Below are 19702 nucleotides of genomic sequence, written 5' to 3'. Positions count from 1 at the left end.
TTGTGGGCTGAGGCACCTTTGAAATGGCGTTGATCGTACAGAAATTTGGCGGTACCTCTGTCGGTTCCATCGAGCGGATCGAGCAGGTTGCCGACAAGGTCAAGAAATTCCGTGAGTCGGGCGACGACCTGGTGGTCGTGCTGTCGGCCATGAGCGGTGAAACCAACCGCCTGATCGACCTGGCCAAGCAGATCTGCGATAAACCAGAGCCTCGCGAGTTGGACGTCATCGTCTCGACTGGCGAGCAGGTGACCATCGCATTGTTGGCCATGGCCTTGATGAAGCGTGGCGTACCGGCGGTCTCGTATACCGGCAACCAGGTGCGCATCCTTACCGATAGCGCTCACAACAAGGCGCGCATCCTGCAGATCGACGACCAGAAAATTCGCGCCGACCTCAAGGCCGGGCGTGTGGTCGTGGTGGCAGGTTTCCAGGGCGTCGACGAGCACGGCAATATCACCACCCTCGGGCGTGGTGGTTCGGATACTACTGGCGTGGCCTTGGCGGCAGCGCTCAAAGCCGATGAGTGCCAGATCTACACCGATGTCGATGGCGTCTACACCACCGACCCGCGCGTCGTGCCTCAGGCCCGGCGCCTGGAGAAGATCACCTTCGAAGAGATGCTGGAAATGGCCAGCCTCGGCTCCAAGGTGTTGCAGATTCGTTCGGTGGAGTTCGCCGGCAAGTACAACGTTCCGCTGCGCGTGCTGCACAGCTTCAAGGAGGGTCCGGGTACCCTCATTACCATTGATGAAGAGGAATCCATGGAACAGCCGATCATTTCCGGTATCGCCTTCAACCGTGATGAGGCCAAGCTGACCATTCGTGGCGTCCCGGACACTCCAGGCGTCGCCTTCAAGATCCTCGGCCCGATCAGCGCCGCGAACATCGAAGTAGACATGATCGTGCAGAACGTTTCGCACGATAACACCACCGACTTCACTTTCACCGTGCACCGCAACGAGTACGAGAAAGCGTTGAGCGTGCTGGAAAACACTGCTCGCGAAATCGGCGCACGTGAAGTCAGCGGCGACACCAAGATCGCCAAGGTGTCCATCGTCGGTGTTGGCATGCGTTCTCACGCCGGTGTCGCCAGCCGCATGTTCGAAGCCCTGGCCAAGGAGAGCATCAACATCCAGATGATCTCCACCTCCGAGATCAAGGTCTCGGTCGTGATCGAAGAGAAGTACCTGGAGCTGGCTGTTCGCGCGCTGCACACCGCGTTCGAGCTCGATGCGCCTGCCCGACAGGGCGAGTGACGCGCAGCCAAGAGGGGCGCGGCTTGCCGCGCCCTTCGCGTTTCTGGCTTTTGGAGGGGCTTCTGTCCAGGCGCCTTCAATCGCCAACCGGGCAATGCCGTCGTCCCCGGCACTGCCTGTTTTTCACAGACTGTTATTCCTGTAGATCCCTGTAAGGAGAAAAGTATGCTGATTCTGACTCGTCGGTGCGCCGAGAGCCTGATCATTGGAGATGGTGAGATCACCGTGACGGTCCTGGGTGTCAAGGGCAACCAGGTGCGTATTGGCGTGAGCGCGCCCAAGGAAGTGGCCGTTCACCGCGAAGAAATCTACCTGCGAATCAAGAAAGAGAAGGACGAAGAACCAAGCCTTTAATTTTTTTGAAGTTTTTTTCAAAAAAGGGTTTGCAAACGGGGAGGGGTCTGGTTAATATACGCCCCGTGTTGCGGTGAGGTGGCCGAGTGGCCGAAGGCGCTCCCCTGCTAAGGGAGTATACCTCATAAGGGTATCGGGGGTTCGAATCCCCCCTTCACCGCCATTATTTGCCTAGAGCGCTTCTGGCGATCTGAATGGCACAGTAAGACACGGACTCATAGCTCAGCTGGATAGAGTACTCGGCTACGAACCGAGCGGTCGGAGGTTCGAATCCTCCTGAGTCCGCCACTTTTGAAGTGGCTTTGTTTGCAAGGTCGCTTCAATCAACCAGTGGTAACCTGGTCTAAAAATACCCCACGGACTCATAGCTCAGCTGGATAGAGTACTCGGCTACGAACCGAGCGGTCGCAGGTTCGAATCCTGCTGAGTCCGCCATTTTTGAAGTGGCTTTGCTTGCAAAGACGCCTCAACAAGCCAGTGGTAACCTGGCCTAAAACTACCAACCACGGACTCATAGCTCAGCTGGATAGAGTACTCGGCTACGAACCGAGCGGTCGCAGGTTCGAATCCTGCTGAGTCCGCCACTTTTGAAGTGGCTTTGCTGACGAAGACGCTTCAACAAGCCAGTGGTAATCTGGTCTAAAACTACCAACCACGGACTCATAGCTCAGCTGGATAGAGTACTCGGCTACGAACCGAGCGGTCGCAGGTTCGAATCCTGCTGAGTCCGCCATATCTGAAAAGCCCGCTTATCAAAGCGGGCTTTTTCTTTATCTACTGCATTCACTGCGGTAGCGCTCGATTGGCCGGCTGAGGCTAGATGCCAATCACTCCGGGTTTTCCTGCCTTTACCCGTTCATGTGCTTTTTACCGTCTGTGCGCCGTCGCACTGTTGGCTTCGAGCGTTGTCACAGCTTTAGCGCGCAAACGATTGTTCTGGCCAAAAATTTAAGCGATCCGACAGCTTGTACAGTGTATGATTGCGCCCGTCAGCCCCGCCGGGGCTTGTGGAATCCCACCATGGACTTACCCAGTAGTTACTCGTTAATCCGTTTCATACAGCCAGATTTGCCTGATTGAATCTCCCGGCGTGCCCACTGCTGGGAGTGGAGTTCGCCTATGACTGAAATCGAAGTAAAGAAAGCCCAAGAGAGCCTGCAGGATCGCCTGGCTCAGGTGATCGAGCTGCTGCAGCGCCAGCGGGTGGTCGAAGACCTGACGCACCGTCAGGAAGGCCACCACCACGACCTGGTGGAAAACCTCGTCCATCGCCAGAACCTCGTCGAACTGCAACGCAAGCTTGACGACCTTCACCCTGCCGACATCGCCTATATCCTCGAAGCCTTGCCGCTGGAAGACCGTCTGACGGTCTGGCAGTTGGTACGTTCGGATCGCGACGGCGATATCCTGCTCGAAGTCTCCGACGCTGTACGCCAGACCCTGATCGCCGATATGGACGATCACGAGCTTTTGGCTGCCGCCAAGGAAATGGACGCCGACGAACTCGCCGATCTCGCGCCTGAGCTGCCACGCGATGTTGTCCACGAGCTGATGGAAAGCCTCGATGCCCAGCAGCGCGAGCGCGTGCGCTCGGCCTTGAGCTACGACGAGGAGCAGGTCGGTGCGCTGATGGACTTCGAGATGGTGACCATCCGCGAAGACGTCAGCCTCGAAGTGGTGCTGCGTTACCTGCGTCGCCTCAAGGAGCTGCCTGGTCACACTGACAAGCTGTTCGTCGTCGACTACGACGGCAAGCTCAAGGGCGTGTTACCGATCAAGCGTCTGCTGGTGAACGACCCGGATAAGAAGGTCGCCGACGTCATGGCCAACGACCCGGTGGCATTCCACCCCGAGGAAGATGCCTATGACGCGGCTCAGGCCTTCGAACGTTACGATCTGGTGTCTGCCCCGGTGGTGGACAAGAACGAGCGCCTGATCGGTCGTTTGACCATCGATGAGATGGTCGATCTGATCCGCGAGGAAAGCGAAAGCGAAGTGCTCAACATGGCCGGCTTGCGTGAAGAGGAAGACATCTTCGCGTCGGTCTGGCGCTCGCTGCGCAACCGTTGGGCCTGGTTGGCCATCAACCTGATCACGGCCTTCCTCGCTTCGCGGGTCATCGGCCTGTTCGAAGGCTCCATCGAAAAACTGGTGGCGTTGGCCGCATTGATGCCGATCGTGGCCGGTATCGGTGGCAACTCCGGCAACCAGACCATCACCATGATCGTGCGTGCCATGGCGCTTGATCAGGTGACGCCGGGCAACACCAGTCGCCTGATGCGCAAGGAGCTGGCGGTATCACTGCTCAATGGTCTGATCTGGGGTGGGGTGATCGGGGCGGTGGCGTTCTGGCTGTATGGCAGCTGGTCGTTGGGCTTGGTGATGACCGCCGCCATGACCTTGAACTTGCTGCTTGCGGCGCTGATGGGGGTGTTGATTCCGATGACTCTGACGCGCCTTGGTCGCGACCCGGCTATGGGGTCGAGTGTGATGATCACTGCCGTCACCGACAGCGGTGGCTTCTTCATCTTCCTTGGGCTGGCCACCTTGTTCCTGCTCTGATGCAGTAGGGGTGCCCACGCGGTAGGCATCGCATGAGCCGCACACGAAAAAGCCAGCTTTTGCTGGCTTTTTCGTGTGCGGCGTCAGTTGCTCGATCAGGACGCGTCGGCGGCCATCTCTACATCGTGGGCGATGAGGGCAACCAGTGCGTTCTGCTGTCGGTGTGACAGTTGACGGAAACGCTGCAACAGCTCGCGTTCGTGCAGGCTGAGCTCTGGGCTGTCCAGGCGCATGCTCAGCTCGTCACCCAGCGCACCTTCCTGAAGAAGGCTCTGTTCCAGGCGGGCGATGATCTCGGAGTTCATGCTGCGGTGATGGTTGCGCGCTACCTCGGCAATGCGCTCTCGCATCCCATCTGGCAGGCGGACGACGAACTTGTCAGCGGTGCGGCTCGAATAGATAGCCTGTTTCATTGGGCGCATATAAATTGACCGGTTGTTCTGGTTCAGGGGAAGCGGTTCTCAAATTGGCCGCACGGTGGTGGTACGACCGCGGCGACGACAAAATGTTCAACCGTCGTTGGATTTTGGTTAGTCATCTTGCCTCAATGTCGCCGTTTCCTTGGCGTCAATTCTGTGACAAATAGTGATCTGGATAAAGGCTTTCTGCCAGTACCAATTATCAGAAATGAGCACTGGTTTGAAAAGTTTAACGTTCATCCATTCCCACCGGTGTCAGGCCTTTGTCGTCAAAATCTGGTAACAGGCGGCAAAGACAAGGGAAAAAGCCTAGAATGCGCGCGTTCACCCTCATAATGAGCATAGTGGCTATGCAACATGACGCAAGCGGCACATTGCCTCTGCCTGGGCGACTGATCTTCCTGATCGGACCGTCCGGTTCTGGAAAAGATTCCCTGATCGACGCTGCCAGGGGGGCGTTGCAAGTCGCAGGGGTAGACATCGCCCGAAGGGTCATCACCCGCTCTGCCGAGGCTAAGGGTGAAGCCGCTCAGGGCGTCGACCCGCAGCGTTTCGAAGGTATGCGCGCAGAGGGCGCATTCGCCTTGGACTGGCGCGCCAATGGCTTGAGCTATGGCATCCCGGTCCAGATTGAGCAGTGGCTGGCGGCGGGACGTTCGGTGCTGGTCAATGGCTCACGTGGGTATTTGCCGCAAGCGCGTCGCCGCTACCCGGATCTGCTGGCCGTTGGCCTTACCGTCGCGCCCGAAGTGCTACGTGCCCGGCTGCTGGCGCGTGGGCGAGAGAGCCCCGTTGAAATCGAGCAGCGCCTGGCGCGCAACGCCAGCCTGGCGCCCTATGACAGCGACGTTCACGTGCTGGATAACTCGGGCCCGCTGGACAGCGTCGTGCAGGCATTGCTCGGGCTTTTGCGCGAGCAGGGCCTGCTTGGGAATTCTCCGACGGGCAAACTGCCTGATTGAGGCATGACAAACGGCTGCATGCTGGTTAACATGCACGCCGTCTTCAGCGTACAGCGCTCGACAGGTCTCAGTAGCTCAATTGGATAGAGCATCCCCCTCCTAAGGGGAAGGTTGCAGGTTCAAATCCTGCCTGGGACGCCATTCCCCTCATGCGCTGGGCTTGCCCCGGTCCCGGTCAGCCATTCAAAGCTCGGCTGTCTTTTGTTTCTCGCTACGTTCAGCCTCCGATGCCGCCACTGCCAGGCCGCTACCGACCTGCTGCGCCTGCTTCTCTGCCTGCTGCTGCAGTTTGGCTTGGGTCTTGATTTCGACGTCTTCCTTGATCCGTTGTGCGATCTTATCGTCGATCTGCGCTTTCTTTTCAGGCGGCAGGTTGTTGTAGTCCTCCTCGGTCAGCCCCAGCTCCTGAAGCATCTTCTCCTTGATTTTTTCCTCCGGCGACTTGGCCATATAGTCGTGGAAGTCCTGTGCCGCCGTGCTTTGCTCCTGTTTACCGACGCTGGCCTGTCGGCGCGCATCGTTGTCGGGGTTCTGGAGCATCACCAGCAGCTTGGCGAAGGCTTCTTTCTGATTGTCTTCGGTATTGTGCTGCGAGAGGCTGCCCTGGCTGTTGCGCTGCGCTGTGGTATCGGCGGTTGCCGTTACCGGTTGCACCGGCGTGAACTGGCTCAACGCGAGTTCGCCGCTGACGCGGTTCTGCTGCTGGAGGGCGGTCTGCCACCCCAGCCCGTTCAATGCGATGCTCATAGTCTGTTCCTGACTGAGTCGATGGACGCCTGTAAAACGGCAAAAGCTGTGCCAGCGCTCGTAAACCCTTAAAATCCCAAGAATTGGCTATTCTGGTGGGACGCGGGTTGGCACGAGCTTGCCCGCCAGAGGAACAGGATTGCCGCTGGCGGCAATCGAGTGAGCTAACGGCAATCCCTGACAGGGACGCAGCCGCTGAACTGCGAGGGAGTGGGGCGATGAGTGAGGTTACAAAGCCGGTGCCAACCGGCTTCACCGAGCAGCAACTGCACACTCTGTTCGAGTTGGTCAGCGACGGGATCTGGGACTGGAATGCCAACACCGGCTATGTGTATCGCAATCCAGGCTGGTACGCGATGCTCGGCTATCCCAGCCATTCCCTGGATAATTCGGTGTTCACGTGGGAAAACCTGATCCACCCCGAGGATTACCCGCGGGTGATGGCCCATTTTGAGGCCTATCTCGATCACCGCAGTGAACGCTATCGCATCGAATATCGTTGCCGTTGCCAGGATGGCAGCTACCTGTGGATCGAGGACAGCGGGCACATTATTGCGCACAACCCGGATGGCTCGGTGGCGCGCATGCTCGGTGCCCATCGCAACATCGATGCCGGCAAGCGGCTGGTTGCGGAGCTTGAACTGCGCAACAAGTCGCTGGAGAGCCTAGTGGCCGAGCGTACTCAAGAGCTGTCCTGGGTCAACCAGCAGTTGCAACGGCAACTGGACGAAAACCGCATGCTGGCTGAGCGTGACCCGCTGACCCGCACGGCCAACCGTTATCATCTGGAGAACACCTTGCAACAGGCCTGTGAGCGCGCCCGGCGCTTTCGCGAGCCGCTGGCGCTGATCGTCATGGACCTGGATGACTTCAAGCCCATCAATGACGTGCACGGGCATGCCCGCGGCGATGCGGTGTTGATCGAGGTGACCGAGCGCGTGCGCCAGTGCCTGCGCGAGCATGACCTGCTGGCGCGCTGGGGCGGTGATGAGTTTGTCGTGGTGCTGCCGTGTACCTCGCTTGCCGACGCGCGCGAGGCTGCCCAGCGAATTCGTCAGGCACTGGCGACGCTTGAGTCAGTAGGGGATTGTCGGCTGAGCATGAGTTATGGGGTGGTGCAGTGGCGCGCAGGCGAAAGTCAGCAAGGCCTGCTGGCACGGGCCGATCAGGCGTTGTACCGGGCCAAGGCGGCGGGCAAGAACACCGTTGCCGAGTGAGGGTTTGGCGTTGTGCGCTCATGCTGACTATGCCTTAGCGGCCAGGCAAAAAAATGCCCGCGACGCCTGGTAACGTCACGGGCCAACTCGGCTTTCGCCGCTTCAGTACCTAGACGTGTAGCGCATGCCCCAGCGCTTTGAGCGCCGCTTCCTGTGCGGCCTCACCCAGAGTGGGGTGGGCGTGGATGGTGCCGGCCACATCTTCCAGGCGCGCGCCCATCTCCAGCGACTGGGCAAAGGCTGTGGACAGTTCAGACACTGCCACCCCCACCGCCTGCCAACCCAGGATCAGGTGATTGTCCCGTCGGGCCACGACCCGCACGAAACCGCTGTTCGATTCCAGGCTCATTGCCCGGCCGTTGGCGGCGAAAGGGAACTGCGCGACGATGCAGTCGACGCCTTGCTGGCTGGCCTGCTCGGGCGTGGCACCGACCACGACGACTTCGGGGTCGGTGAAACACACCGCAGCGATTGCGTTCGGCTCGAAACGGCGCGCCTTGCCGGCGATCAATTCAGCGACCATCTCGCCCTGGGCCATGGCACGGTGGGCCAACATCGGCTCGCCGGCCACGTCCCCAATGGCCCAGACGTTGCGCATGCTGGTCTGGCAGCGCGCGTCGATGGCAATGGCGGCGCCGTTCATCTTCAGGTCCAACTGTTCCAGGCCGAAACCGTGGGTGCGCGGTCGGCGCCCAACGGCCACCAGCACCTGATCGGCCTCGATGCGCAGCTCGTTGCCTTGGCCGTCCCGAGCACTCAGGCAACCGTTGGCATAGTGCTGTACGCTGTGGCCCAGATGCAGATCCACGCCCAGTTTCTTCAGTGACGCGGCCACCGGCGCCGTCAGTTCGGCGTCGTAGGTGGGCAAGATGCGTTCGCGCGCCTCGACCACACTGACCCTCGCTCCCAGTTTGCGGTAGGCGATGCCCAGTTCCAGGCCGATGTAGCCACCACCGACCACGACCAAGTGGTTAGGTACTGACTTGGGCGCCAGCGCTTCGGTGGACGAGATCACCGCGCCGCCGAGCGGTAACATTGGCAACTCGACGCTGCTGGAGCCGGTCGCCAGCAGCAGGTGCTCGCACTGAATGCGCTGGCCGTCCACTTCGACGTGCTTGCCGTCGAGGATTTTTGCCCAGCCATGGATCACCTTCACGCCCTGTTTCTTCAGCAAGGTCGCGACACCGCTGGTGAGTCGGTCGACGATGCCATCTTTCCATTCCACGCTGCGTGCAATATCCAGGCGCGGTGACGACACGCTGATGCCAAGCGGCGAGGGTTCAGTGAAGCGACTGGCCTGATGGAACTGTTCGGCCACATGGATCAGCGCTTTGGATGGAATACAGCCGATGTTCAGGCAGGTGCCGCCCAGTGCTTGGCCTTCGACCAGTACCGTGGGGATGCCCAGTTGTCCGGCACGGATGGCCGCCACGTAGCCGCCCGGGCCGCCGCCGATGATCAACAAGGTTGTCTGGATAGTCGGTTGCATGCTTACTCCACGAACAGGCAGGCGGGTTGTTCGAGCAGGCCGCGCATGGCCTGGATGAACAGGGCTGCATCCATGCCGTCGACCACACGATGGTCGAACGAGCTGGACAGGTTCATCATCTTGCGCACGACGATCTGCCCGTCGACCACCACCGGGCGTTCAACCATGCGGTTGACGCCGACGATTGCCACTTCCGGGGTGTTGACCACCGGTGTACTAACGATCCCGCCCAGTGCGCCGAGGCTGGTGAGGGTGATGGTCGAGCCTGACAACTCGTCACGGTTTGCCTTGTTGTTGCGTGCGGCGTGAGCCACTCGCGCGATTTCACTGGCGTTACCCCACAGGCTGCCGGCCTCGGCATGGCGTAGAACCGGCACCATCAGACCATTGTCAGCCTGGGTGGCGATGCCCACATGCACCGCGCCATGGTGGGTGATGACCTGCGCTTCGTCGTCGTAGGTGGCGTTGATCTGCGGGAACTCGCGCAGGGCGACGACCATTGCACGAACCAGGAACGGCAGCAGCGTCAGCTTGCCGCGGCTTTCGCCATACTTTGCGTTGAGCTGTTGGCGCAAGGCTTCCAGGGCGGTGACGTCGATTTCCTCGACATAACTGAAGTGGGCCACGCGACGCTTGGCATCCTGCATGCGCTGGGCGATCTTGCGACGCAGGCCGATGACTGGCACCTGTTCGCTGTCGTTGCGTCGGGCATAGCCGCTGGGGGGCTGGCTCGCACTGATGTGCGGTCTGCTGATGAAGGCGTCGAGGTCTTCATGCAGGATGCGCCCGGCTGGACCACTACCCTGTACGTAGCGCAGTTCGATGCCGGCATCCAGCGCACGCTTGCGCACGGCCGGGGAGGCCAAGGGTTTGTCGTGCGGCTCGCGCGGGACGATGGGCGCTGCTGGGTGTTGCGCAGCGATTGTCGGTTGCGCCGGCGTGTGCGGTTCGGTGTGAGGCTTGGCCGGTACTGGCTCGGGTTCGGCTTCGGCTTCTGCGGGTTTGGCCTGGGGCGTATCGATGTGGTTGCCGCCGCCTTCGACCTCGATGCGGATCAGCTCGCTGCCCACCGCCATGACTTCGCCGGGCTGGCCGCCCAAAGCCAGGACCTTGCCGCTGACCGGCGAGGGGATTTCAACCGTGGCTTTGTCGGTCATGACATCGGCGACGACCTGGTCTTCGGCGATCACATCGCCGACCTTGACGAACCATTCCACCAACTCGACCTGCGCGATGCCTTCACCGATGTCCGGCATCTTGATGACGTGCGTGCCCATTCAGACCTCCATGACCCGTTTCAATGCCGCGCCGACTCGCGAAGGACCGGGGAAGTAGGCCCATTCCTGTGCGTGGGGGTAGGGGGTATCCCAGCCGGTGACACGCTCGATCGGTGCTTCAAGGTGGTGGAAGCAGTGTTCCTGCACCAGCGCCACCAGCTCAGCGCCGAAGCCGCAGGTGCGCGTCGCTTCATGCACTACCACACAGCGCCCGGTCTTTTTCACCGACTCGACGATGGTCTCCAGATCCAGCGGCCAGAGGCTGCGCAGATCGATCACCTCGGCATCGACGCCGCTCTCTTCGGCGGCCACCTGCGAAACGTACACGGTGGTGCCGTAGGTCAGCACGGTGACGTCGTTGCCGGGGCGGGCGATGGCTGCCTTGTCCAGTGGTACGCGGTAGTAACCGTCTGGCACGGTGCTGTGCGGGTGCTTGGCCCAGGGCGTTACCGGGCGCTCGTGATGGCCGTCGAACGGGCCGTTGTACAGGCGCTTGGGTTCAAGGAAAATCACCGGGTCGTCGCATTCGATCGAGGCGATCAGCAGCCCTTTGGCGTCGTAGGGATTGGACGGCATCACGGTGCGCAAGCCGCACACCTGGGTGAACATCGCTTCCGGGCTCTGGCTGTGGGTCTGGCCGCCATAGATGCCCCCGCCGCAGGGCATGCGCAGGGTCAGTGGCGAGATGAACTCGCCGGCCGAACGGTAGCGCAGGCGCGCCATTTCCGACACGATCTGGTCGGAGGCGGGGTAGAAGTAGTCGGCGAACTGGATCTCCACCACCGGGCGCAGTCCGTAGGCGCCCATGCCCACGGCGGTGCCGACGATGCCGCTTTCGGAGATCGGTGCGTCGAACACCCGCGATGTGCCGTACTTGGCCTGCAGGCCTTCGGTGCAGCGGAACACGCCGCCGAAGTAACCCACGTCCTGGCCGTAGATCACCACGTTGTCATCGCGTTCGAGCATCACGTCCATGGCCGAGCGCAGGGCCTGGATCATGGTCATGGTGGTGGTGGACATGGCGTTTTCCAGGTCGATGCTGTTGTTGTGGTCGTTCATCTCAAACCCCCAGTTCCTGGCGTTGACGGCGCAGGTGGTCGGGCATGTCCTTGTACACGTCCTCGAACATCGAGGCGGCGCTTGGGATGTGGCCGTTGCTCAGGGTGCCGTACTGTTCGGCCTCCTTCTGGGCCTTTATCACCTCGGCTTCAAGCTCGGCGGTGACCGCCTGGTGCTCGTCTTCGGACCAGTGGCCGGCCTTGATCAGGTGCTGCTTCAGGCGAGCGATCGGGTCGCCCAGCGGGAAGTGGCTCCAGTCGTCGGCGGGGCGGTACTTGGATGGGTCGTCCGAGGTGGAATGAGGGCCGGCGCGGTAGGTCACCCACTCGATCAGCGTCGGGCCAAGGCCGCGGCGGGCGCGTTCGGCGGCCCAGCGCGAGGCGGCGTACACGGCGACGAAATCGTTGCCGTCTACCCGTAGCGAGGCAATGCCGCAGCCCACACCACGACCGGCGAAGGTGGTCGACTCCCCGCCTGCGATGGCCTGGAATGTCGAAATCGCCCATTGGTTATTGACCACGTTGAGAATCACCGGAGCACGGTACACGTGAGCGAAGGTCAGGGCCGTGTGGAAGTCGGACTCGGCCGTGGCGCCATCACCGATCCAGGCCGAGGCGATCTTGGTGTCGCCCTTGATTGCAGAAGCCATGGCCCAACCGACCGCCTGCACGAACTGGGTGGCCAGGTTGCCGCTGATGGTAAAGAAGCCGGCTTCGCGCACCGAATACATGATCGGCAACTGACGGCCCTTGAGTGGATCGCGCTCGTTGGACAGCAGTTGGCAGATCATCTCGACCAGCGACACGTCGCGGGCCATCAAGATGCTCTGCTGGCGGTAGGTGGGGAAGCACATGTCGCTACGGTTGAGCGCCAGCGCCTGGGCACTGCCGATGGCTTCCTCGCCCAGGCTCTGCATGTAGAAGGACATTTTCTTCTGGCGCTGGGCAACCACCATGCGGCTGTCGAAGATGCGCGTCTTGAGCATGGCGCGCATGCCCTGGCGTAACACGCTTGGGGCGATGTCCTCGGCCCATGGGCCTAAGGCGTCGCCGTGCTCGTCGAGCACGCGTATCAGGCTGCCGGAAAGGTCAGCGGTGTCTGCCGGCTCGACATCGATGGGAGGCTTGCGGACTTGCCCTGCGTCGTTCAGGCGCAGGTAGGAGAAATCGGTCTGGCAGCCTGGCCGGCCTGTGGGCTCGGGCACATGCAAACGCAGGGGGGCGTACTCGTTCATGCTTTTACGCTCGCTCGGATGTTGTTTTTGTGAGCTTTGAAGCGGTCGCCGCTGAGTGCCGGCTCGTGACTGGCAGGTCAGCGTCAGTTACATCATAGGGGGGCTGACGGAGAATTTTTCTCTCAAGTTCGTTGCCTTTGTTTGGCGCGGGAGATAAACATTCCGCACAAACACAAAAACCGGGTGAATTTGTCTGATGCGCAAACTGGATCGCACCGATATCGGCATTCTCAACAGCCTTCAGGAAAACGCGCGGATCACCAATGCGGAGCTGGCGCGTTCGGTGAACCTATCGCCCACCCCCTGTTTCAACCGGGTCAAGGCCATGGAAGAGCTTGGGGTGATCCGCCAGCAGGTGACCTTGCTGTCGCCCGAGGTGCTGGGGCTGGACGTCAACGTATTCATTCACGTGAGCCTTGAAAAGCAGGTGGAGCAGGCGTTACACCGCTTCGAGGAGGAGATCGCCGAGCGGCCCGAGGTGATGGAGTGCTACCTGATGACGGGGGACCCGGATTACCTGTTGCGGGTGCTGCTGCCCAGCATCCAGGCGCTCGAGCGTTTTCTCGACTATCTGACCCGCTTGCCCGGGGTGGCCAACATTCGCTCCAGCTTCGCCCTCAAGCAGGTGCGCTATAAGACGGCGCTGCCGTTGCCGGCCAACGGCATGACCTTGCGCGAGTGAGCGCTGCGCCATGGTCTGTGCGCGACGTAAGGTGTAACAAGCGCGCCGCCCGTGTTTTTTTCGATTACGCAGGCCTGCACCCCAGCCGTTTTGCCCTTATGCTAGCGTGCACCGCTGCCACCTGACCCAGGGAGCTTTTCGGGACGTATGCGCACTATCTGGAAACCGTTTCAGTCGTTGTATTTCGCCGCGTTGATGATGTTGATCGGCTCGGGCTTGCTCAGTACCTACCTGGCCTTGCGCCTGGCTGCTGAGCATGTCGATAGCCTATGGGTCGGTGCGCTGATGGCCGCCAACTACTTCGGCCTGGCAGTGGGCGGCAAGGTCGGGCATCGGCTGATCGGGCGGGTAGGGCACATCCGTGCCTACGCCACCTGCGCTGGCATTGTTGGCGCGGCCGTGCTCGGCCATGGCATGACCAGTTGGCTGCCGGTATGGGTTGGCCTGCGCATGATCGTCGGCCTCGGCATGATGTGCCAGTACATGGTCATCGAGAGTTGGCTCAACGAGCAGGCCGATGCCAAGCACCGTGGCGCGGTGTTCAGCGGCTACATGATCGCCTCTTACCTGGGACTGGTACTGGGGCAACTGATCCTGGTGGTACACCCGCAACTGGGGCCGGAGCTATTGATGCTGGTGGCCATGTGCTTCGCCCTGTGCCTGGTTCCGGTCGCTATGACGCGGCGCATTCACCCTGCGCCATTGCGTCCTGCACCGATGGACCCTAAGTTCTTCATCAAGCGCGTGCCGCAATCGCTGTCCACCGTGCTCGGATCGGGCCTGATCGTCGGCTCGTTCTACGGTTTGGCGCCGTTGTATGCCGCTAACCAGGGCCTGAGCACCGAACAGATCGGTCTGTTCATGGGGAGCTGCATTTTTGCCGGCCTGCTGGTGCAGTGGCCGTTGGGCTGGTTATCCGACCGTTACGACCGCGCGGTGCTTATCCGCAGCGTGGCCATTGGCTTGGCTGTGGCCTCGGCGCCGTTGGCCATTTTGCCGAGCGTGCCTTTGGAGCTGTTGTTCGGCGTCGGCTTCGTCATTTCGCTGTTGCAATTCGGCCTGTATCCGCTAGCCGTGGCATTTTCCAACGACCACGTAGAAAGTGAGCGCCGCGTGTCGCTGACGGCCATGCTCCTGGTGACCTATGGCGTGGGGGCTTGCATCGGGCCATTGGCGGCCGGCGTGCTGATGAAGCTGCTGGGGCCGCAGATGCTCTATGCCTTCTTCCTGTTCTTCGCGCTGGTACTGGTCTGGCGTATCCGTCCTCAGGCCGTTACGGGCCTGCATCAGGTACAAGATGCGCCGCTGGGGCACGTGGCCATGCCGGCAGCTGGCTCGCCCTTGTCGGCGGCGCTTGATCCACGGGTTGACGAGCAGACCGTCCAGGACGTGATGCAGGCACCGGTGGCGGCGGAAGATACCGAAGAAGAACCTGCTGCACCCGGGCCGCGCCAGGCCGAGCCAGAGTTGGGTCGACCGACCTAGTGCCTTGTCTGGGAAATGCGTTCCCTTTTGATGAATGACCGGAGTGTTCGGCCAAGGCACCGCCGAAAGTGAACAGCTTGTTTCCGAGACAGGGCACTGACAGAGCGATGCGCAGTTGCCCAGCTCAGTTGGGGGAGCTTTACCCGTGCTGTGGTCGGCAGGTGGTGTTTCGTATCCTCTGTGCGAATGAAAAACGCCACCCGAGTGGGTGGCGTTTTCAGAAGGCTCGAGCGATCAGTAGTCGTCTTTGTCGAAGCGCCGCGCCTCGCGTTGCAGCTGGTAGACGAAGCTTTCGATCTTGCGCTGTGCCTGGCCGTTCAGGTTGTGGAAGCGCACGCCAGCGAAAGTGGTGTTGATACGTTCTTCGAAGTGCAGATGGCGCAGCTCGACCATGGTGTCTGACAGGCCTAGCGGGTTGGCGGCCTTGAAGCGTTCGTACACCTGCCCCAGTTGTAGGCGATCTTCGATGTCGCCGTCAAAGCGCAGCTTGCAACCGGTAGCCGAGATGTCCAGCAACTTGCCACGCAGGGCGCCGTTACCCTTGAGGTGGGTGCCATCGAGGATCACCTCGACCAACTGCGAGAGCTTCAGCGCGGCGCGGAACGCATTGCGGCGCTGGTGGTAGGTGACTTCCTCGGGCAGCGGGCCGCGATAGCAGCGGTGGCCGTCGATTTCGGTAATGGTCAGGGGGGTGTTGCATTCCCAGGCGATGCGCACGCCGTCGTGGAAGCCCTCGACACGGAACGGTTCGCCGTTCTCGATGTACTTTTCGCCGTCTCGGGGGATCATTTCGTCCAGGGCGAGAACACCGGTGTCTCGGTCCACGTGCACCACATAGCTCTGGAACCGCTGGCTGCGCTCATGGAAAGTGAGAATCAGCGGGTCGTGGCTCTCCAGCAATTGGCGCAGGTTGGCCGTGATCTCCAAAGGGGTGTTTAGCACCTTCGGTGGCTGGGGGGCATCGGTTTCATTGAACACGGGTTATCAATCTCCAGGCAAAAACGACACACGCAAGTAACGGCATTTTGCCAGTATGTTCCGTGCCTTGAATAGAAACAATCACACTTGGCTGAGCGCCCGGGGCTTGGCCATCGGAGAGGTAGCGCCACGGCTGTCGTACAGCGACGGAGAATCGCCGCCGTTGAGGATTCTGATCTGGTTGGCCGTGACGTTTTGCTGCATCTGAATGATCCGGCCGTTGGTCTCGTTGACTTTCTGGCAGGTATCCATCAATTGGGTGAGCACGTCGAGTTGCTGCAGGATGATGTCGCCGTTGGCCGATTGTGCGGCCACCGCCATGACGCCTGCGCGATCGGCGCTGAAACCTTGGCCAATGAGCAATTGGTTGCGCCGCTGGCCCTGCTGCTCGAGCAAGACGATCAAAGACTGCTTGCGTGCCAGGATCTGTTCCAGCACCACCATGTCGCGACCATGCAGGGCGACTGCTTCCCTCTTGAGAAGGTCAAGCAGTTCCTCGGTAGGTGCGATGTCGTCTTCGATCAGTTGCAGCAGAGTGATGTCGTGCATGGCTAACTCTTGGCTGTGTTGCGTCCTTGAAGTCAGCGCGCCAAACGGTTAGCGCTGAGCTTCGAAATCGAGCAGTTTGCTGGCGACCCGGCCGGCATCGACCTTGTAGCTGCCGTCTGCGATAGCCTGCTTCAACTCAGCCACGCGGGCACTGTTGACGGTGGGCTGGTCGCGCAGCTTGTCGCTGATCTTCTGCAACTGCTGTGCCTCTTGGCTGAGATGTACCGATTCTCCGCTGGCATTGCTACGCACGGTGGTTTCGCTGGCTTCACCGGCTTTTTCGGGGCTGCCCGATGCCGTGTTGCTGCGAACGCCGCCTGTGACGGACGGAGAATTATTCAAACGACTGAAGTCGATGACCATGATCAGAACCTCTGGGTATTGGGACGCATGCCTTGTTTTCGGCCAACCCGAAATAAACTTTAGGCACGAATGCGTCGCCGCCTGTCAGCAGGCATGCGTCACCCGATTTCCGACACAGTTTAGGGGCAGCGGTTGCGCGCCGCCAGTCTTGCGTCGTTCGCCGGCACTTCGTTGTCGGGGGGCGTGCTACATTGCCACCTCGACTTGGCCAGGCCCTGTCACACGGGCCTTCACCACACGTTTGGAGTTCAGGTTGCGCACCCGGATCTGTTCCTGCAAGCCGCCTTTGCTCAGTGCTTCGCCCGGCATGCGCACGCTCAGGTTGCCGCTGCGGGCGATGATCACCACCTGATCGCCCTTGCGCACCACTTCGGCTTGCTCGATATGCACCTGCGTCAGCACCTGGTCGTGCACCACCGGGCGCACCAGTTTCATGCCCACGGCCTGCTCCAGCGTGGTGAGGTAGCCCTGGCCGAGTGTGCCGACATCGCGTTCGCGCAGGCCTACGTCGCCTTCCTCGATCACGCTTTCGCGCTTGAGCGGCCGGGTCATCACCACCACGTCGCGCAATAGGCGCACTTGCGCCGGAACGTAAACCGTCCAGGGCGAGCTGCCGTCACAGCGGACCTTCACCGTTACGCGTCCCAGTGGCGCGGGGCTTTCCAGTGAGGCGTCAAGTTGCTGGCTGCACAGTGGCATGCGCAAGCGCGGGTCGAGGTTGTTGACCTGGATCTCATAGCGCCCCTGGGTTTGGGTGCTAGCCAGATAATCTTCCACCGTGAATTCAAGAAACCCTTGAGTGACACCGATAAGCTGTTCAGGCAAGGTGAACGCCTCCGCCAGTGTACGAGCGCTGGGTGCCATGAGGCACAAGGCGGCGAGCGAGCTAGTCAGCAGGCGCGTCAGTCGTCGGGAAAATGTCGTTTTCGTGTACATGGTGCTCAAAAAAGCAAAGCCCGTGCCGATTTGGTACGCAGGCAATCGTTCAAGGAGTCCGGCATGGCTGGAGTGATGGATTCGGTCAACCAGCGCACGCAGCTGGTGGGGCAGAATCGCCTGGAGTTGCTGTTATTTCGCCTCAATGGCGAGCAGCTCTACGGCATCAATGTGTTCAAGGTCCGGGAGGTGCTGCAGTGCCCGGCACTGACGCTGCTGCCCAAGGCTCATCCGGTGGTGCGCGGGGTGGCCAACATTCGTGGGGCGACCATCCCGATCCTGGATCTGTCCATGGCCACGGGGCTGCCGGGGTTGCAGGAAGACACCCGCAGCAGCTTCGTGATCATCACCGAATACAACACCAAGACCCAAGGTTTCCTGGTGCATTCGGTAGAGCGCATCGTCAACATGAACTGGGAAGAGATCCACCCGCCACCCAAGGGCACCGGGCGCGATCACTACCTGACGGCGGTGACGCGGGTCGACAACCGCATGGTTGAGATCATCGACGTGGAAAAAGTGCTTGCGGAGGTTTCACCGTCGTCACAGTCGGTGTCGGCAGGTGTAGTGGATGCTGAGGTGGCTGACAAGGCCGTGATGCTGCGGGTGCTGACCGTCGACGACTCGTCGGTGGCGCGCAAGCAGGTCAGCCGTTGCCTGCAAACCGTCGGTGTCGAGGTGGTGGCGCTCAATGACGGTAAGCAGGCGTTGGACTACCTGCGCAAGCTGGTCGATGAGGGCAAGCGGCCGGAGGACGAGTTCCTGATGATGATTTCCGACATTGAAATGCCGGAAATGGACGGCTATACCCTCACCTCAGAAATCCGCAGCGATCCACGCATGCAAAAGTTGCACATCTGCCTGCATACTTCGCTTTCCGGGGTATTCAACCAGGCAATGGTGAAGAAGGTCGGTGCCGATGACTTCCTGGCCAAGTTCAGGCCGGATGATCTCGCCCAGCGCGTGGTCGATCGGATCAAGGCAATGCATTGAATTAGCCGGGGTACGCCCCGGCTTTAGTGATTTGAAAAGAGGCGGCAGCTTTGTCTACGGGTAATTTGGATTTCGAACAGTTCCGGGTCTTCCTGGAGAAAGCCTGTGGCATCCTGCTGGGCGAGAATAAGCAGTACCTGGTGTCCAGCCGTCTCAACAAGTTGATGGAGCAGCAGGGTATCAAATCGTTGGGCGAGCTGGTCCAGCGCATCCAGGCCCAGCCGCGTAGCGGTCTGCGCGAGCAGGTGGTCGATGCCATGACCACCAACGAGACGTTGTGGTTTCGCGACACCTATCCGTTCGAGGTGCTCAAGAGCAAGGTCATCCCTGAGTTCATCAAGCAAAACCCAGGGCAGCGCCTGCGTATCTGGTCGGCTGCCTGTTCCTCTGGCCAGGAACCGTACTCCATCTCAATGGCCATCGACGAGTTCGAGCGCAGTAATATCGGTCAGTTGAAAATGGGTGCGCAGATCGTCGCCACAGACCTGTCAGGCTCCATGTTGACCAACTGCAAGACCGGCGAGTACGACAGCCTGGCTATCGCCCGGGGGCTTTCGCAGGAGCGCCTGCAGCGTTATTTCGACACCAAGGGGCCGGGGCGCTGGGCGGTCAAGGCGCCGATTCGCAGTCGTGTCGAGTTCCGCTCCTACAACTTGCTCGACAGTTATGCGCCGTTGGGCAAGTTCGATATCGTGTTCTGCCGCAACGTACTGATCTATTTCTCGGCCCAGGTCAAGAAAGACATCCTCATGCGCATCCATGCCACCCTCAAGCCCGGTGGCTACCTGTTCCTTGGTGCTTCCGAGGCGCTCAACGGATTGCCTGAGCACTACCAGATGGTCCAGTGCAGCCCGGGGATCATCTACCAGGCCAAGTAAGGCGTTGAACGAAGGCCGGTGTCGCAAGACGCCGGCCTTTTTCGTTCTTGGGCGGTGTCGCAGCAAGAGGCAAGTCCTGGCGTCAATTTTCCGTTTTGCCGCTTTTGCCACCCGGCAATTGCCGCTTGTCTGCCATTGGGCGGAACCGCTTTGCCGCTTTTCTGGCATCCATCGATCGCCTTAGGGGCGTGCAGCCCCGTGAATTCGGTCTTTGGCAAAACTGGCACAGGGCTTGCTAAAGCTTTGCCAACGAAATTCC

At 60.6% G+C, this 19702-nt stretch carries 19 protein-coding genes and 6 tRNA genes; 15 read left to right on the top strand and 10 right to left on the bottom strand.

Translation table 11 applies throughout. The annotated features are described in order from the left end of the window. The first annotated feature begins 23 nt into the window (after nucleotides 1–23). The 8 genes from ACNFIC_RS19715 to mgtE all read left to right on the top strand — a co-directional run bounded on the left by ACNFIC_RS19715 (nucleotide 24) and on the right by mgtE (nucleotide 4175). Nucleotides 24–1259 (top strand): aspartate kinase, encoded by a 1236-nt coding sequence (locus ACNFIC_RS19715; RefSeq protein ID WP_138218241.1) that lies wholly within the window; start codon nucleotides 24–26, stop codon nucleotides 1257–1259. A gap of 165 nt (nucleotides 1260–1424) precedes the next feature. Further along, nucleotides 1425–1613, top strand: a complete 189-nt coding sequence (gene csrA, locus ACNFIC_RS19710; protein ID WP_003254503.1) for a carbon storage regulator CsrA — start codon at nucleotides 1425–1427, stop codon at nucleotides 1611–1613. 72 nt (nucleotides 1614–1685) lie between these two features. Then, a tRNA-Ser gene (locus tag ACNFIC_RS19705) sits at nucleotides 1686–1776 on the top strand. A 48-nt stretch (nucleotides 1777–1824) separates the two neighbouring features. Continuing rightward, nucleotides 1825–1901: transfer RNA gene (locus tag ACNFIC_RS19700), tRNA-Arg, on the top strand. A 70-nt stretch (nucleotides 1902–1971) separates the two neighbouring features. Then, nucleotides 1972–2048: transfer RNA gene (locus tag ACNFIC_RS19695), tRNA-Arg, on the top strand. Nucleotides 2049–2120: 72 nt separating this feature from the next. Continuing rightward, nucleotides 2121–2197: transfer RNA gene (locus ACNFIC_RS19690), tRNA-Arg, on the top strand. 72 nt (nucleotides 2198–2269) lie between these two features. Next, nucleotides 2270–2346: transfer RNA gene (locus ACNFIC_RS19685), tRNA-Arg, on the top strand. 386 nt (nucleotides 2347–2732) lie between these two features. Next, complete coding sequence (gene mgtE / locus ACNFIC_RS19680) at nucleotides 2733–4175, top strand: magnesium transporter (RefSeq protein ID WP_138218240.1); 1443 nt, start codon at nucleotides 2733–2735, stop codon at nucleotides 4173–4175. Nucleotides 4176–4270: 95 nt separating this feature from the next. Here the strand turns inward: mgtE and ACNFIC_RS19675 are convergent, their stop codons facing one another. Further along, nucleotides 4271–4597: an Arc family DNA-binding protein gene (locus ACNFIC_RS19675; protein ID WP_138218239.1), complete on the bottom strand. Its 327-nt coding sequence runs from the start codon at nucleotides 4595–4597 to the stop codon at nucleotides 4271–4273. Between the two features lie 347 nt (nucleotides 4598–4944). On the opposite strand from ACNFIC_RS19675, the gene phnN reads away from it, so the two are divergent. Further along, nucleotides 4945–5556: a phosphonate metabolism protein/1,5-bisphosphokinase (PRPP-forming) PhnN gene (gene phnN / locus ACNFIC_RS19670; RefSeq protein WP_138218237.1), complete on the top strand. Its 612-nt coding sequence runs from the start codon at nucleotides 4945–4947 to the stop codon at nucleotides 5554–5556. A 64-nt stretch (nucleotides 5557–5620) separates the two neighbouring features. Continuing rightward, nucleotides 5621–5697 (top strand) — tRNA-Arg (locus tag ACNFIC_RS19665). 42 nt (nucleotides 5698–5739) lie between these two features. Here ACNFIC_RS19665 and ACNFIC_RS19660 read toward each other — a convergent pair. Beyond that, nucleotides 5740–6303: a hypothetical protein gene (locus tag ACNFIC_RS19660; protein WP_416781669.1), complete on the bottom strand. Its 564-nt coding sequence runs from the start codon at nucleotides 6301–6303 to the stop codon at nucleotides 5740–5742. 218 nt (nucleotides 6304–6521) lie between these two features. Here ACNFIC_RS19660 and ACNFIC_RS19655 point away from each other — a divergent pair, with 218 nt between their 5' ends. After that, nucleotides 6522–7520 carry a diguanylate cyclase domain-containing protein gene (locus ACNFIC_RS19655; protein ID WP_416781668.1) on the top strand — a complete coding sequence of 333 codons (999 nt, stop codon included), beginning with the start codon at nucleotides 6522–6524 and terminating at the stop codon, nucleotides 7518–7520. A 109-nt stretch (nucleotides 7521–7629) separates the two neighbouring features. On the opposite strand, the gene lpdA is transcribed toward ACNFIC_RS19655, so the two are convergent. From lpdA to ACNFIC_RS19635, 4 genes are read right to left on the bottom strand one after another with little or no spacing between them, the layout of a single operon-like run. Next, nucleotides 7630–9009 (bottom strand): dihydrolipoyl dehydrogenase, encoded by a 1380-nt coding sequence (gene lpdA / locus ACNFIC_RS19650; protein ID WP_416781667.1) that lies wholly within the window; start codon nucleotides 9007–9009, stop codon nucleotides 7630–7632. Nucleotides 9010–9011: 2 nt separating this feature from the next. Continuing rightward, nucleotides 9012–10286, bottom strand: coding sequence for a dihydrolipoamide acetyltransferase family protein (locus ACNFIC_RS19645; protein ID WP_416781666.1), 1275 nt, complete (start codon nucleotides 10284–10286; stop codon nucleotides 9012–9014). After that, the gene (locus ACNFIC_RS19640) at nucleotides 10287–11345 is read right to left on the bottom strand and encodes an alpha-ketoacid dehydrogenase subunit beta (RefSeq protein ID WP_138218233.1); all 1059 of its coding nucleotides are present in this window, start codon (nucleotides 11343–11345) and stop codon (nucleotides 10287–10289) included. A 1-nt stretch (nucleotide 11346) separates the two neighbouring features. Next, a complete protein-coding gene (locus ACNFIC_RS19635; RefSeq protein ID WP_138218232.1) occupies nucleotides 11347–12579 on the bottom strand; it encodes a 3-methyl-2-oxobutanoate dehydrogenase (2-methylpropanoyl-transferring) subunit alpha in 1233 nt (410 codons plus the stop codon). A 196-nt stretch (nucleotides 12580–12775) separates the two neighbouring features. On the opposite strand from ACNFIC_RS19635, the gene bkdR reads away from it, so the two are divergent. Continuing rightward, nucleotides 12776–13261: a Bkd operon transcriptional regulator BkdR gene (bkdR, locus tag ACNFIC_RS19630; protein ID WP_138218231.1), complete on the top strand. Its 486-nt coding sequence runs from the start codon at nucleotides 12776–12778 to the stop codon at nucleotides 13259–13261. 147 nt (nucleotides 13262–13408) lie between these two features. Continuing rightward, complete coding sequence (locus ACNFIC_RS19625; protein ID WP_416781665.1) at nucleotides 13409–14746, top strand: MFS transporter; 1338 nt, start codon at nucleotides 13409–13411, stop codon at nucleotides 14744–14746. A 234-nt stretch (nucleotides 14747–14980) separates the two neighbouring features. On the opposite strand, the gene ACNFIC_RS19620 is transcribed toward ACNFIC_RS19625, so the two are convergent. From ACNFIC_RS19620 to flgA, 4 genes are all read right to left on the bottom strand, one after another. Beyond that, nucleotides 14981–15724 carry a flagellar brake protein gene (locus ACNFIC_RS19620; RefSeq protein WP_138218229.1) on the bottom strand — a complete coding sequence of 248 codons (744 nt, stop codon included), beginning with the start codon at nucleotides 15722–15724 and terminating at the stop codon, nucleotides 14981–14983. Nucleotides 15725–15805: 81 nt separating this feature from the next. After that, nucleotides 15806–16273 (bottom strand): flagella synthesis protein FlgN, encoded by a 468-nt coding sequence (locus ACNFIC_RS19615; protein ID WP_138218228.1) that lies wholly within the window; start codon nucleotides 16271–16273, stop codon nucleotides 15806–15808. 48 nt (nucleotides 16274–16321) lie between these two features. Further along, the gene (flgM, locus tag ACNFIC_RS19610) at nucleotides 16322–16636 is read right to left on the bottom strand and encodes a flagellar biosynthesis anti-sigma factor FlgM (RefSeq protein WP_138218227.1); all 315 of its coding nucleotides are present in this window, start codon (nucleotides 16634–16636) and stop codon (nucleotides 16322–16324) included. 186 nt (nucleotides 16637–16822) lie between these two features. Beyond that, on the bottom strand, nucleotides 16823–17572 hold the full coding sequence (flgA, locus tag ACNFIC_RS19605) for a flagellar basal body P-ring formation chaperone FlgA (RefSeq protein ID WP_138218226.1): 750 nt from the start codon (nucleotides 17570–17572) through the stop codon (nucleotides 16823–16825). Between the two features lie 63 nt (nucleotides 17573–17635). Between flgA and ACNFIC_RS19600 the strand changes: the two genes are divergently transcribed. Further along, nucleotides 17636–18565, top strand: coding sequence for a chemotaxis protein CheV (locus ACNFIC_RS19600; RefSeq protein WP_138218225.1), 930 nt, complete (start codon nucleotides 17636–17638; stop codon nucleotides 18563–18565). A gap of 50 nt (nucleotides 18566–18615) precedes the next feature. Next, a complete protein-coding gene (cheR, locus tag ACNFIC_RS19595; protein WP_416781664.1) occupies nucleotides 18616–19443 on the top strand; it encodes a protein-glutamate O-methyltransferase CheR in 828 nt (275 codons plus the stop codon). The last annotated feature ends 259 nt before the right edge of the window (nucleotides 19444–19702 follow it).

It is taken from the genome of Pseudomonas sp. NY15463, from assembly GCF_048068415.1.
Lineage (GTDB): Bacteria > Pseudomonadota > Gammaproteobacteria > Pseudomonadales > Pseudomonadaceae > Aquipseudomonas > Aquipseudomonas mosselii_C.
Note: the sequence above shows the minus strand (reverse complement) of the source record. Positions and strands in the feature narration are given on the sequence as shown.